Origin of the sequence: Cytobacillus sp. FSL W8-0315, assembly GCF_038002905.1 — a bacterium.
In the GTDB taxonomy this organism is placed as follows: Bacteria; Bacillota; Bacilli; order Bacillales; family Cytobacillaceae; genus Cytobacillus; species Cytobacillus pseudoceanisediminis.
Map to the genome: position 1 here is coordinate 1,827,053 of NZ_JBBOOC010000001.1, position 13,987 is coordinate 1,841,039.

General features: G+C 43.6%; 13 protein-coding genes. 12 read left to right on the forward strand and 1 reads right to left on the reverse strand.

Annotated features, from left to right (window positions below):
• Positions 1-20: 20 nt before the first annotated feature.
• Positions 21-1,163 carry an IscS subfamily cysteine desulfurase gene (locus tag MKY20_RS09240; RefSeq protein ID WP_019380308.1) on the reverse strand — a complete coding sequence of 381 codons (1,143 nt, stop codon included), beginning with the start codon at positions 1,161-1,163 and terminating at the stop codon, positions 21-23.
• 141 nt (positions 1,164-1,304) lie between these two features.
• On the opposite strand from MKY20_RS09240, the gene nadB reads away from it, so the two are divergent.
• From nadB to queA, 12 genes are all read left to right on the forward strand, one after another.
• A complete protein-coding gene (gene nadB / locus MKY20_RS09245; protein WP_251266938.1) occupies positions 1,305-2,888 on the forward strand; it encodes an L-aspartate oxidase in 1,584 nt (527 codons plus the stop codon).
• Complete coding sequence (gene nadC, locus MKY20_RS09250) at positions 2,857-3,693, forward strand: carboxylating nicotinate-nucleotide diphosphorylase (protein WP_217025910.1); 837 nt, start codon at positions 2,857-2,859, stop codon at positions 3,691-3,693. The genes nadB and nadC overlap by 32 nt, the downstream gene beginning before the upstream one ends.
• 310 nt (positions 3,694-4,003) lie before the next feature.
• A complete protein-coding gene (gene nadA / locus MKY20_RS09255) occupies positions 4,004-5,110 on the forward strand; it encodes a quinolinate synthase NadA (protein ID WP_009333106.1) in 1,107 nt (368 codons plus the stop codon).
• Positions 5,111-5,530: 420 nt separating this feature from the next.
• Complete coding sequence (gene safA / locus MKY20_RS09260; protein WP_341000875.1) at positions 5,531-7,543, forward strand: SafA/ExsA family spore coat assembly protein; 2,013 nt, start codon at positions 5,531-5,533, stop codon at positions 7,541-7,543.
• The gene (locus MKY20_RS09265) at positions 7,497-8,519 is read left to right on the forward strand and encodes a phosphotransferase (protein ID WP_341000876.1); all 1,023 of its coding nucleotides are present in this window, start codon (positions 7,497-7,499) and stop codon (positions 8,517-8,519) included. Before safA ends, MKY20_RS09265 begins: the two co-directional genes overlap by 47 nt.
• 110 nt (positions 8,520-8,629) lie before the next feature.
• The gene (locus MKY20_RS09270) at positions 8,630-9,373 is read left to right on the forward strand and encodes a YhcN/YlaJ family sporulation lipoprotein (protein ID WP_009333102.1); all 744 of its coding nucleotides are present in this window, start codon (positions 8,630-8,632) and stop codon (positions 9,371-9,373) included.
• Positions 9,374-9,536: 163 nt separating this feature from the next.
• A complete protein-coding gene (locus tag MKY20_RS09275) occupies positions 9,537-10,085 on the forward strand; it encodes an intercompartmental signaling factor BofC (protein ID WP_019382921.1) in 549 nt (182 codons plus the stop codon).
• A 239-nt stretch (positions 10,086-10,324) separates the two neighbouring features.
• On the forward strand, positions 10,325-10,888 hold the full coding sequence (locus MKY20_RS09280) for a tyrosine-type recombinase/integrase (RefSeq protein WP_251266936.1): 564 nt from the start codon (positions 10,325-10,327) through the stop codon (positions 10,886-10,888).
• A gap of 162 nt (positions 10,889-11,050) precedes the next feature.
• A complete protein-coding gene (gene ruvA, locus MKY20_RS09285) occupies positions 11,051-11,662 on the forward strand; it encodes a Holliday junction branch migration protein RuvA (RefSeq protein WP_019382919.1) in 612 nt (203 codons plus the stop codon).
• A 53-nt stretch (positions 11,663-11,715) separates the two neighbouring features.
• Positions 11,716-12,717 (forward strand): Holliday junction branch migration DNA helicase RuvB, encoded by a 1,002-nt coding sequence (gene ruvB / locus MKY20_RS09290; protein WP_019382918.1) that lies wholly within the window; start codon positions 11,716-11,718, stop codon positions 12,715-12,717.
• Positions 12,714-12,920, forward strand: a complete 207-nt coding sequence (locus tag MKY20_RS09295) for a DUF2905 domain-containing protein (RefSeq protein WP_009333097.1) — start codon at positions 12,714-12,716, stop codon at positions 12,918-12,920. The genes ruvB and MKY20_RS09295 overlap by 4 nt, the downstream gene beginning before the upstream one ends.
• Positions 12,921-12,947: 27 nt before the next feature.
• The gene (queA, locus tag MKY20_RS09300; protein WP_251266935.1) at positions 12,948-13,976 is read left to right on the forward strand and encodes a tRNA preQ1(34) S-adenosylmethionine ribosyltransferase-isomerase QueA; all 1,029 of its coding nucleotides are present in this window, start codon (positions 12,948-12,950) and stop codon (positions 13,974-13,976) included.
• The last annotated feature ends 11 nt before the right edge of the window (positions 13,977-13,987 follow it).

A 13,987-nucleotide genomic window follows, 5' to 3' on the forward strand; every position in this document is an offset into this window, starting at 1 on the left:
AACCGGCAGAATATAAAAGATTAGAGCGGTCCGAGTTCCCGGGCCATTTCTGCCAGCTTTTCCCCCAGTGACTTTGCCTCCTCAACAGCAGTATTCCACCCGAAAGAAATCCGGAAAAATTCCTTTCCTTTTTTTTCTGTAACCCCTAGGGCCATCATCGTTTTAGAAACAGTTTTCATGCCTGTGCTGCATGCGCTTCCTGTAGATATGGCATATCCATGTCTGTTGCATTCAAGCATGATATATTGCCCTTCGACCCCTTTTAACCGAAGTCCCAATGTAGAAGGAAGCTGGTAAGAGCCTGCAAAATCGTATAACACAAATTTCTCCTGTGAAGACTCAAGCTCCTTCAGCAGTGCTTCACGCAGTGTTTGGAAATGGCTGTTATGTCTGTTTAAATTTACATAAGCTTTCTGTGCAGCTACTGTCATTCCGGCAATTCCTGGAAGGTTCACAGTGCCTGGCCTGAAACCTTTTTCATGTGATACGCCTGGTAAGAAGGAGCTCCACCGCCTGCCAGGTTTGAGGTAAACCCCGCCCACCCCTTTTGGCCCGTAAAATTTATGGGCAGAAAAGGACAGGCTATCAACAAAGCTGGCGACTTCTTTTAAATCTGATTTTCCAAAAGTATGGACACAATCACTATGCAGCAATATCTTCCTTTGCCTGCAAAGCTGGCTGATCTCAGGGACAGGCTGCAATGTGCCAATTTCAGGATTGCCATGCTGTATGGTAATTAAGACGGTATCATCCCTGATGGCCGAACTTAATTTTTTTAGGTCAATACGGCCATCCGCCCCAAAAGGGATTTCTGTAATTTCATAGCCATTATCAAGGCTTAATTTCTCTAGGACACTATGAATAGAGGAATGTTCAGCCATTCCCGCTATAATATGTTTTCCTGATTTTTCAGAGGCAGACAGCAAGGCTAATATAGCGAGTAAATTGCTTTCTGTACCTCCACTGGTAAAGTAGATTCCTTCACTCTCAACTCCCAAAAGGATGGCTAATTCTCTCCGGCAGTTTTCAAGAAGCCCTTCTGCTGCGCTCCCGGTATCATGAAGGCTGAGGGAGTTGCCAAAGTATTCAGTTGAGGCTTTAATATAGGCATCTGCCGCTTCCGGATCAAGCGGACAAGATGCTGCATAATCGAAATATTTCATGTTCTCACCTGCTCTCTCTCTTTAAATAAAGCCTTCGAAAAGCAAGAAGTTCCTCTTAAACTATGAAAACCTCTTGTCATAATTCTAAATCTGTGTAAATATAGGTGTCAAGACACCTGTATAAACAGGAGGTATAAAATAATGAATGCCGACGTTTTGATTATTGGAAGCGGGGTAGCCGCTTTGCAGTTGGCAAAGAAGCTGCGACAGGACTTAAATGTGATTATTCTCACAAAGTCAACTGTAAAAAATGGAAACTCATATATGGCGCAGGGCGGCATTGCGGCTGCCCTGGGAGTAAATGATCACCCATCCAAGCACTACATGGATACACTCGAAGCAGGAAGGTTTCATAATGATTCTGATGCAGTGCTGTCCCTGACCAGTGAGGCACCCTCCCTGATAAAAGAGCTTAATCAAGAGGGATGCCTGTTTGATATGGATTCTGAAGGAGCATTTGCGTTAGGCATGGAAGGGGCTCATTCAGAAAGCAGAATTGTTCATGGAGGCGGGGACAGCACTGGAAAAACAGTCATTGATTTTATGCTGTCAAATAAAAATCAAAACGTTCGAATCATGGAAAATGTTCTTGTGTTTCAATTGCTGATAAATGAAACGGAAGGCAGTTGTATAGGGGTAAAAGGAAAAGATTCCAATGGTGTAATTCATCGTTTCATTTCATCTCATGTTGTGCTTGCAACAGGGGGCTGCGGCCAGCTATATGAATATACATCCAATGCCGATTCCGTAACCGGAGATGGTATTGCCTTAGCGTACAGAGCAGGTGCGGAGATAGCGGATATGGAGTTCATCCAATTTCATCCCACACTTCTATATAAAGACGGTAAAGCATTAGGGCTAATCTCGGAAGCTGTCAGGGGAGAGGGCGGCAGGCTCGTTACAGAAGACGGAAGACCAGTAATGGCAGGACTTCATCCACTGGGAGATTTAGCGCCAAGACATGTTGTGTCACAAGCAATTTTTCATTCTTTAGAGAAAGGGAAATCCGTGTTCCTGGATATCTCCTCAATTGAAAACTTTAAATCCAGGTTTCCGACAATAACAAAAATCTGTGAACAAAACGGAGTAGATCTAAGCATTGGGAAAATTCCAGTTTCACCCGGAAGCCACTTTTTAATGGGAGGAATTAAAACAGATTTATTGGGCCGCACCAGCATTCCTGGCCTGTATGCGATTGGTGAAGCTGCATGCACAGGCGTACATGGCGCTAACCGGCTTGCAAGTAACTCCCTTCTGGAAGGTTTATATTTGGGCAAAAGGCTTGCGGAGTGGATTAATGAACAGCCATCAAGTGATCCTGCTAAAGGACTGACATTTCCCGAGACAGCATTAAGATGTCAAGTCAAAGAAAGTTTACCTTCAGTTGAAGAAATTAAATTGAGAATGATGAAAAATGCAGGGATTATCAAAACAAAAGAAGGGCTTTTAGATCAGCTTGCCTGGCTTAAAGGCTGCAAAATTGAAGAATGGATTAAAGCAGAACTTGATGATCTTTCAATAGAGGAAGCAACACGGGCTTTCATGCTTATCGCAGCTTATCTGATAACAGACGCTGCAGTAAGGAGGACAGAGAGCCGGGGAGGCCATTTCCGGCAGGATTATCCCTTCGAAAGTCATGAATGGCTTGGAAAAAGAATCATTCAATCCCGAAAATCTGAAAAGGGTGGTAAATATGAACAAATTAAAGCTGCGATTGCAACTTGAACAGTTTTTTCTCGAGGATATCGGTGACCGCGACCTGACAAGCGGACTTATTTTTGGAGAAGATCAGACTGGAATGGTCGTTTTCCTTGCAAAGGACAATGGCATTTTTTGCGGAGAAGAAATAATCAGGTCAGGATATAAGATGCTAAATCCAGCCGCTGAAGTCAATATAAAAGTAAAGGATGGAGAATGGATTGAGAAAGGTCAAGTCCTTGCTGAAGCTGCAGGGCCTGTATCCGATTTATTAAAAGGAGAAAGAGTGGTCTTAAATCTGCTCCAAAGAATGAGCGGAATTGCAACAAAAACAAGTGAGGCTGTCCGGGTATTAAATAGTTCACATACGAAAATCTGCGATACAAGAAAAACTACACCTGGCCTTAGAATGCTTGAAAAATATGCAGTCAGATGCGGAGGGGGATTTAACCATCGATATGGCCTCTATGATGCAGTCATGATTAAAGACAACCATATTTCTTTTGCAGGATCAATTTCGAAAGCTGTGGAAGAAGTACGGTCAAAAGTTGGGCATATGGTAAAAGTTGAAGTCGAAACGGAAACAAAAGAACAGGTTCTTGAAGCAGTTGAGTCAGGGGCAGATGTTATCATGTTTGACAACAGGAGCCCTGAAGAGATTAAAGAGTGGATCAGCAGCGTGCCGAAGGGGATCCTGACAGAAGCATCCGGCGGAATCACGTTGGATAACCTGTCAGCTTACAGCGATACAGGGGTTGATTTTATTTCATTGGGTTTTCTTACTCATTCCGTGAAATCGCTTGATATAAGTGTGAAGGTTACTGTGGAATAAAAGCGGAAGCGCCTTGCCCACAAAAGAACGCAGACTAGGAACGCCACGTCCTGTGGCAACGTCTGCATGACCCCCATCCTAGGGGCCTCAACCCACAAGACGAGCCTCCCAGGAAGGTGTTCTTGCCTTTTTGGAGGATTGGCGCTTGTTACCTCGAGGTGGGAGACGCTTCTCTAATGAGCTAACGCTTTTAGTCGTGCGATGAATACGCTGTCGAAGCGTTCCATGTGGAGCTGGACTGTTACCGACGTTCAAAGGATATAAATTCCTAAAAAAATAAATGCATAATTGGCAAAGGGGTATGGAGGAAATGAATATTTTTCAGACAGCAGAAAAACAAACAACTATTCTTCCGGAAAAATATCGAATGATGACTATAAAGGAACTGGAGGATCGAGCAAGAGAAATAAAAGATAAGCTTGGGAATAAGCTGTTTATTCCGGGTCATCATTATCAGAAGGATGAGGTCATCCAGTTTGCGGACGCTACCGGTGATTCACTAAAGCTTGCCCAGCTTTCACAGGAAAATGCAGAGGCAGAATATATTGTGTTTTGCGGAGTTCACTTTATGGCTGAAACGGCAGATATATTAACAGATTCTAGTCAAAAGGTACTATTGCCTGATATGCGCGCAGGCTGCTCTATGGCCGATATGGCTGATATCAGCCAAACAGAAAGAGCCTGGACGAAGCTGCAGAATATGTTTGGCGATACAATGCTTCCTTTAACATACGTAAACTCTACTGCGGGCATCAAGGCTTTTGTAGGCCGCCATGGAGGAGCAACTGTTACTTCTTCGAATGCTGAAAAAATGGTGAGCTGGGCGTTTGAGCAGAAGCCGAGAATTGTATTTCTGCCTGACCAGCATCTTGGAAGAAATACGGCTTATAACCTCGGAATTGGGCTTGAGGAAATGGCTGTATGGAACCCCATTACGGATCAGCTGGAATATGAAGGGCCGCTTGAGGACATTAAAGTAATTCTTTGGAAGGGCCATTGTTCAGTTCATGAAAACTTTACTGTTGAAAATGTCAAAGAAGTTCGGGAACAATATCCGGCAATGAAGATCATTGTCCATCCGGAATGCAGAAGGGAAGTTGTGGAACTTTCCGACATGGCCGGGTCGACCAATTATATAATAGATGCAATAGAACATTCAGAACCTGGGTCTTCATGGGCGATCGGTACAGAGATGAATTTGGTTAAAAGGATTATCACACAGCATTCAGATAAAAAAATCATCTCACTTAACCCTCATATGTGTCCTTGCCTGACCATGAACCGAATCGATTTACCGCACCTTGTTTGGTGCCTTGAAGCAATTGAGCAGGGGGAAAGCCAAAATCTAATTCAGGTTGAAGAACAAACAGCAGCATTTGCTAAATTGGCATTAGATAGGATGCTCGAACGTCCATAAGCGTTTGCAAAAGGTTAGCCGGTCATTAAATCAGCGGAAATTACACAGAAATACTCTTCGTAAATTTAGGCAATAAAAAATTCTCCCCGCCCGGGAGGATTTTTTTATTGCCTTGCTGCCCTTTGCTGTTAATAGGATTAGAAGAAACGATGAAGCATAAATCCTGGGAAAAATGCATATCTTTTTGTGTAGATTGTTAGCAATTTGCCCATTTCTTCATACACTATATGGACTCATCGCGATTAACGGGCACTAATCTGCAATTTTCAAATAAATGGATGAAATGCCCGTAAATGCTGATTAGGAACACAGACTAGGAACGCCACGTCCTGTGGCAACGTCTGTGTGACCCACATCGTGTGGGCCTATACTAACCATCATTGATGGAAGTATCACCTTACGCATAGGAGGGAATTCAGAGTGAAAATCCATATCGTACAGAAAGGGGATACTCTTTGGAAGATTGCAAAAAAGTACGGCGTGAATTTTGAAGAGCTGAAAAAGATGAATACACAGCTCAGCAACCCTGATATGATTATGCCCGGTATGAAAATAAAAGTTCCTGCAAGCGGGGGCTCAATAAAAAAAGAGGCTCCTATTGGAGGAAAACCGGAAGCAAAAATAAATATGGGTGCCAAAAAGGAAATGCCAAAAGCAGAACAACCTTTTGCCAAAGAGAAACCTATTACCATGCCATCAGCTGAAGCACCTAAGGAGAAGCCGGTAAAAGAAGCACCGAAAAAGGAAATGCCAAAAGTAACGGCGCCAAAGGTTGAAATTCCGAAAGAAGTGCCAAAACCTGCACCAAAAGAAGTTCCCAAAAAACCTTATACGCCAAAAATGCCAAAGCCTATTATGCCTGAAATTGATATAAATAATTATTATATGATGAATATTCAGCAGCCGGCTCCGCAGCAAAAGCCGCTTCCAGCAAAAGAGATTAAACCGCAGCAGCAAAAGCCGCTTCCAGCAAAAGAGGTTAAACCGCAGCAGCAGAAACCGCTTCCGGCTAAAGAGGTTAAAGTGAAGGAAAAACCAGTGAAGCCTGCAGAAACAAAACCACAGCAAAAACCACTGCCTATATCAGAATCCAAGCCACAGCCCCAGCTCCCGCCTAAACCAGTCAATATCCTTCCGCAGGTAAAGCCGGCTCCAAATCAAGAAAGTCCTGAATCGCCGGAAAGCGAATCTTCTTTATATACACATCAAGGAGGTCAATATCAGCCAATGTTTCCTTTTAATCCATGTTACCCGCAAATGCCTTATCCTCAAGTACAGGGAGCAATGATGCCGCAGATGCCGCATCAGATGCCGCATCAGGTGCAGGGAGCAATGATGCCGCAGATGCCGCATCAGATGCCACACCAGGTGCAGGGAGCGATGATGCCGCAGATGCCGCATCAGATGCCACATCAGGTGCAGGGAGCGATGATGCCGCAGATGCCGCATCAGATGCCACACCAGGTGCAGGGAGCGATGATGCCGCAGATGCCGCATCAGATGCCACACCAGGTGCAGGGAGCGATGATGCCGCAGATGCCACACCAGATGCCACAGGTACAGGGAGCGATGATGCCGGAGCATCAAATGCCGCATATGGGTATGATGGCTGGAGTTGAAAGTCCGGATTATGATGAATCTTCGCCGTTCATGCCAATGGCTCAAATGCCATCAGGTGTGATGGGGGCAGAAGATATGGGACAACAGATGCCACATCAAGTGCAAGGGGCGATGATGCCGCAGATGCCGCATCAGATGCCACATCAGGTGCAGGGAGCGATGATGCCGCAGATGCCGCATCAGATGCCACATCAGGTGCAGGGAGCGATGATGCCGCAGATGCCGCATCAGATGCCACATCAGGTGCAGGGAGCGATGATGCCGCAGATGCCGCATCAGATGCCACACCAGGTGCAGGGAGCAATGATGCCGCAGATGCCGCATCAAATGCCATCGGGAGTGATGGGTGCAGAAGATATGGGAATGCAAATGCCGCACCAAATGCCATCGGGTGTAATGGGTGCAGAAGACGTGGGAATGCAAATGCCGCATCAGATGCCGCATCAAGTGCAAGGAGCAATGATGCCGCAAATGCCGCATCAAATGCCATCAGGTGTAATGGGTGCAGAAGACATGGGAATGCAAATGCCACACATGCCGCAGGTGCAGGGAATGGAAGAATCTCCGGGTATGTCTCAAAAGCCATTAATGCCTGGTTCAGTGATGGGTGCTTCTAATGATTGCGGATGCGGAGGACCGAAATTTGCTCCGGGAGGATACGGTCCGGGACCAGGATTCGGTCCAGGGCCGGCATATGGTCCGGGATTTGGCTATGGCCCAGGACCAGCATTCGGTCAAGGTTTTGGCCAAATGGGCGGAGAGGCATTTGGAATGCCAAGAAGCTTTGACGAAAGCAGTGAATACGACGGTTAATAATGGAGGAGACGATTTAGTTAAAAATCGTCTCCTCTCCTATTTGCAAGATCAGCTGCCCTTTAAAATTGAAGAGTTAAAGCCGATTAGAAAGAAGGTTTATTTACTGAGGACACAGGAACGGGCCTTTGTATTGAAAGGATTTTCATCCTATCACCGGCTAAAGCTTCAGGAGGCATTTACTTCATCATTAATGAATGAAGGATTTGCAAAAACATATATTTTTTATGAGGTTGCCAAAGAACCGCCATTGTTTTTTGACCGGACATATTTTGGGTGTCTGGAGTATATCCCGCCTTCTGAAGAAGTGTTCACCTATTTTTTGAAGAGCGATCGTTTGGAAGGGCTAAATTTGCTGAAAAATTTCCACGATACTACAGAGAAGCTTGTAAGCCGTTACCAAACGGTTGTGCCGGCATATCGGCAGGCAGACAAGTGGAGAGAGAGAGCGACCCTTTTCCTTAATAATCTCCCAGTAATAAGATATTTTGTCCAAAAAGAAATTATTAATGAATTATTAGCCTGGGCAGATTGGGCCTTGAAAGGAATTGAAGAGGACGCCTGGCTTTTTCAATCCGGGAGGAAGGTTATTCTGCATGGTGATGTAGCACATCATAATTTTCTCAGAGCTAAAGATCAATCTTTATATTTGCTTGATTTTGACCTGATAGCAGTAGGTACTCCACATTCCGATTACCTGCAGTATGCGAACCGCATCCTCCCCTTTATGAAATGGTCATTTGACGATTTGGGAAAATATTCAATATTTAAATCCAATCTTGAAGAAAAGTGCTTTCTTCATGCATTGGCATTTCCAACTGATATATTTAGGGAATGGAATCGTGTAATAAGGGATAGAACATATCTTGATTCTGTAAAGATTCGTCCTGTTTTGGATTTAACTGTTGGTCAGTTTGCTGAGAGACAGCGTTTTATTAAAGCTCTTAAATATGCCGTTAATGAGATAAACAAATAATGTACAAAAAAATGGACGTAAATGGACAGAATGAAAGCCTCCTTTCGCTCACAAGCTAAGAAAGAGCAGCAATGCTCAGGGCTTGTAATATTAGCGAGGGGGTTTTTCGCTTGCACAAGAAATTAATTGCAGTACCGATGGCTGCCATCATGACAATGGGATTGGCAGGATGCGGAACGAACGAAGATGCATCTGTTGATCGAAAGAATGAAATTGGTCAGCCCATGGGATATTATTCAAATGAAAATCACGGAAACCGCGGTGGAAATGTCCGGGTTGAAGATGGTACAGATAATGATGGGCCTCTGACAGAAATGATGGATCATACTCTGGGTGCAGAGGGAAAAAATAATGGCTCCAACAGAGTGGAAAATAATGCAAGAAGAGTCAGGAATGAAAATACCGGAAACCCAACTGTTCCTCTTGCTGACAGGGACCGCAGCTTTTTGCAGAGAGATAATCGTTTTAGCCATAGCGATGCAAATTATCATGGCCATCTCGATGACAATACACGACAAGCCAAAAATTCTTATTATCAGGCTTATGAAGGTGAGCTTGCTGAAAAAATTGGCAACGTTGCAGCTTCTGTTCCTAACGTTGAGGATGTCCGTTCCGTGACCTATGGAAGCGATGTTTTGATTGCTGTGGATTTGAATGATTATGATAAGGAAGAACAGACGAAAGAAGCGATTCATGAAGCTGTTCAGCCATATTTACGCGGAAGATCTGCTACGGTGGTAACGGACGAAGGAACGTTTAGCCGTTTAAGAAATATTGATAACAATCTTCGTGATGGCGGCCCGCGAGAGCAAATTGATTGGGATTTAAAAAGTTTATTCCGCAGGGAAAAATAATGATTCAGCAAAGAGGGCAAAGCTGCTGGGCTTTGCCCCTTTTTACATAATTAATTTTTTTCAGGATAAACATGAAAATGTTGGTCACACTAAGCATAAAGATCTGGGAAAACAGGCTCAGGCGGATGCTGCAGAAGTTACTATTTAATCGAGGTGATCGATCATGAGAACCATATGGGGCTTGCTAATAATAGGAGCTGCTTCCTTTTATCCCTTCTTCCAGACGGATGCATTCAACTTTTTATCTGAGGGTACTTCTGTATATGCTGAGGCAGCAGGAAAACACATTGAAGGGCCGCTTAAGATGGATGTCATTTTGGAGAGAGAATATCTGGATGGGGAAGTAAGCCAGGAAACCATAGAGGAAATCATATGGACCCTTGAAGATTTCTGGGCTAAATATGATCAATGGCAGCTTGTTGATATGGATATGGATTATATAGTGTTCCGCCGGAAAATGGATGATATATCGCCATTATTAAAAGCAAATGGGTACTTCGGTGTAACCGAGGACGGCACATTAACCATTTTCAATGGAAGGCCGAAAAAAACAAATATTATTCAGTCTTTCTTTCAAATCGATTTAGGGAAATTAGAAAGCACGAAATGTGAAGAATTAAAAAAAGGAATCCCCATTGTAACAAAAGATCGATATGTGGAAGTTCTGGAGACCTTTAAAAGCTATACTGCCGGTGAAAAGCAAGCGAATTGAAAAGCAGTAAAACATGCAAGGGAATGGGATTCTCTTGCATGTTTCTGTTTTTTTAAACAATAAGAAAATAATTATTTTGAACGTTGATAATCTGACTAGGTCCAGCGTCTTCCTGCTTAAGATGTCGGGGGAGAGCAAGGCGCTTCCGCTTTTCTTATGAACTGCATTCAATCATTTGTAATGTTACTTATTTTTTGATAGCTTATACTTATGTAACATTAGTTGCAGGAGGGAATCTTGTGGAATATGTTGATCCTATCAAGGACATCAAAAGCATAAATAAAATTAAAGAGATTTTAAGACCGCAGTCACAGCGGGATCTTTTGCTTTTTGTATTAGGTATAAATACGGGCATAAGGGTGAGTGATTTGCTATCTCTGAAAATTAGTGATGTTTGCGATGGGAAGGAGATAAAAGAGTTTATTTATTTAAACGATCTCAATAGTGATGAAAATAAAGCATTTTACTTAAATAACAGCGTGAAAAAAGAACTGAAAAAGTATTTTACTCAGCATGATTTCTCTGAATGTGATTATCTCTTCAAATCCAAGAAGAATAACCAGCCAATTACCCGCCAGCAAGCCTATCGGATCATAAATAATGCAGCAAAGGAAGCTGGAATTCCAGGGAAGATCGGAACACATACACTTCGAAAAACATTTGGCTATCATGCCTATAGAAAAGGGATTGCCATTTCAATCATTATGTCCATCTATAATCACCATTCTTCCGCTGAAACTTTGCGCTATCTGGGTATTGAAAGAGGCGGGAAGCAATTAATAAAAGTGGACGTTAATCTATAAAATGAGTTTAATGCATTGGCTGATATAAAGCGTCTTGTGTACCATAAGGATTTTCGTCCATAAGCAATGTATCTTGCCCCATTCTGTTCAGCATTTTATTCTTCGTGCCTAAAATATAATATGGTACAATGAGGTACAGTTAAACTAGAGGAGAGAAAGGCATTGTATGAATTCGTAAGAGGCAAGCTGGATTTTATCGGGCCGGAATATGTGGTTATTGAAAACAATGGTATTGGCTATCAGATTTTAACGCCAAATCCATTTAGTTATACCCCGGAGTTCGGGCAGGAAGTAAGGATATACACGTATCATTATGTACGGGAAGATATTATGGCACTGTACGGTTTTCAGACTCGGGAGGAGAAGACCCTTTTTACCAAGCTGCTGAATGTTACCGGAATTGGGCCGAAGGGAGCTCTTGCAATTCTTGCTTCAGGTGAACCGGAACAGGTGGTGCAGGCAATTGAAAATGAAGATGAAGCGTTCCTCGTTAAGTTTCCTGGAGTCGGAAAGAAAACAGCGAGGCAGATGATTCTTGATCTGAAAGGGAAGCTGCCGGATATTGTACCTGACTTTTTCCCTAATCTGTTTTCTGCGGATAAACTTCAGGCTGAAAGCGGACCTTCAGGGGACCTGGAGGAAGCATTGCTTGCATTAAAGGCGCTGGGCTATTCAGATAAGGAACTGAAAAAGATTACACCGGAAATGAAGAAGGAAAAGCTTACAACGGACCAATACATAAAGAAAGCTCTGCAAAAGCTTTTAAAACTATAATGTATTGGAACGGGTCCGATTCATTTAAGCTGATATTAAGTAGGTGATTATGTATGGAAGAGCGGATAATATCCGGTGAAGCTGATCTTCAGGATCTTTCATTCGAACAGAGTCTGCGACCGCAGACACTAAAGCAGTATATTGGACAGGATAAAGTAAAGCAGAACCTCGAGATCTTTATCAAAGCTGCCAGAATACGCGAGGAGACCTTAGATCATGTCCTTCTATATGGGCCGCCTGGATTGGGGAAAACCACACTGGCTGCCATTATAGCCAATGAAATGGGAGTAAATATCAGAACCACTGCAGGCCCCGCCATTGAAAGGCCTGGTGATTTGGCTGCGATCCTGACTGCATTGGAACCTGGTGACGTCCTGTTTATTGATGAAATTCATCGCTTGCCGCGTTCTATAGAAGAAGTTCTATATCCGGCAATGGAGGACTTTTGTCTTGATATTGTCATCGGAAAAGGGCCAAGTGCCAGATCAGTCAGATTGGACTTACCGCCTTTTACACTGGTTGGCGCGACTACAAGGGCGGGGTCGTTATCGGCTCCGTTAAGGGACCGTTTTGGTGTGCTTAGCAGGCTTGAATACTATTCAGAAGAGCAGCTGACTGATATTGTTGTCCGTACAGCTGAGGTCCTTGATACAGGTATAGATCTAAAAGCCGCCATTGAGGTTGCCAGAAGGTCAAGAGGCACGCCTAGAATTGCAAACAGGCTCCTCCGGAGAGTCCGGGATTTTGCCCAGGTCAAATCAGATGGCCAGGTTGATGAAACACTGGCAAAGGAAGCTTTGGAGCTTTTGCAGGTTGACCGTTTAGGCCTTGACCATATTGACCATAAATTATTAAGAGGGATTATAGAGAAATTCCGCGGCGGTCCTGTTGGCCTTGAAACAATTGCAGCGACCATTGGGGAAGAAGCACACACGATTGAAGATGTTTATGAACCATATTTATTGCAGATTGGGTTTCTTCAGCGGACGCCAAGAGGAAGAATTGTAACGGACCTGGTGTACCGCCATTTTCAGATGGAGGTGCCTGCTGATTGAGCGGCATATCAAAGTGGCTGATGGTCATTGGTGCCATCATTTTTGCTATCGGATTTATAAGCCAGTTTATTAATATTGGCAAGCTGCCGGGGGATATAGTGATCAAGAAAGGCAATACGACATTTTATTTTCCAGTCGTTACATCGATTTTGATCAGTGTTATCCTTTCTGCCATCTTTTATTTTATAGGAAGGCTTCGGTAGTCTATATGAATAACAGAGGGTGACATCATGAAAGTAGATTGGTTTGATTTTCATTTGCCTGAGGAATTAATTGCACAAACGCCTTTGGCTGATCGGACTGGCAGCAGGCTAATGGTCCTTGATAAAATAACCGGAGATCTTCAGCATAGTGTATTTAAAAATATTAAACATTATCTCAAAGCTGGAGATTGTCTTGTGCTGAACGACACAAAGGTCCTTCCTGCCAGGCTGTTTGGAGAAAAAACAGGCACTGGTGCGAAAATAGAGGTGCTTCTTCTAAAACAGCTTGAAGGGGATTCCTGGGAAACGCTGGTCAAGCCAGCCAAGAGAGTGAAAGAAGGAACTGAGATAACGTTTGGAAACGGCAATTTGACTGCTGTTTGCACTGGAACTTCAGATCATGGCGGCAGGGTACTGGAGTTTAAGTATGACGGGATATTCTATGAGGTGCTGGAGGAATTGGGAGAAATGCCATTGCCGCCTTATATTAAGGAGCAGCTTGATGATCGTGACCGTTATCAGACTGTATTTGCCCGTGAACGCGGTTCTGCTGCAGCCCCTACAGCAGGCCTTCATTTTACTGAGCAGCTTCTTGAAGAGATTAAGGAAATGGGTGTGCATATTGCTTTTATTACTCTGCACGTTGGTCTGGGAACTTTCAGGCCGGTTAGTGTGGATGATTTGAATGAGCATGAAATGCACGCTGAATTTTACCAGGTAACAGAAGGGACTGCACGGCTGTTGAATGAAGTGCGTGAGCAGGGAGGAAGAATTATCAGTGTGGGGACTACATCCACAAGGACTTTAGAAACCATTGCTTCCATGCATAATGGCCGTTTTGAAGAAGCAAGCGGCTGGACAGATATTTTCATTTATCCCGGCTATGAATTTAAAGCGATTGATGGCATGATTACAAATTTTCATCTGCCTAAATCGACCTTGATTATGCTTGTAAGTGCACTGGCTGGCCGTGACAACGTTCTGAATGCCTATAATCAGGCCGTGGAGGAGCATTATCGTTTCTTCAGCTTTGGAGATGCTATGCTCATTATTTAATAAATAGGTTA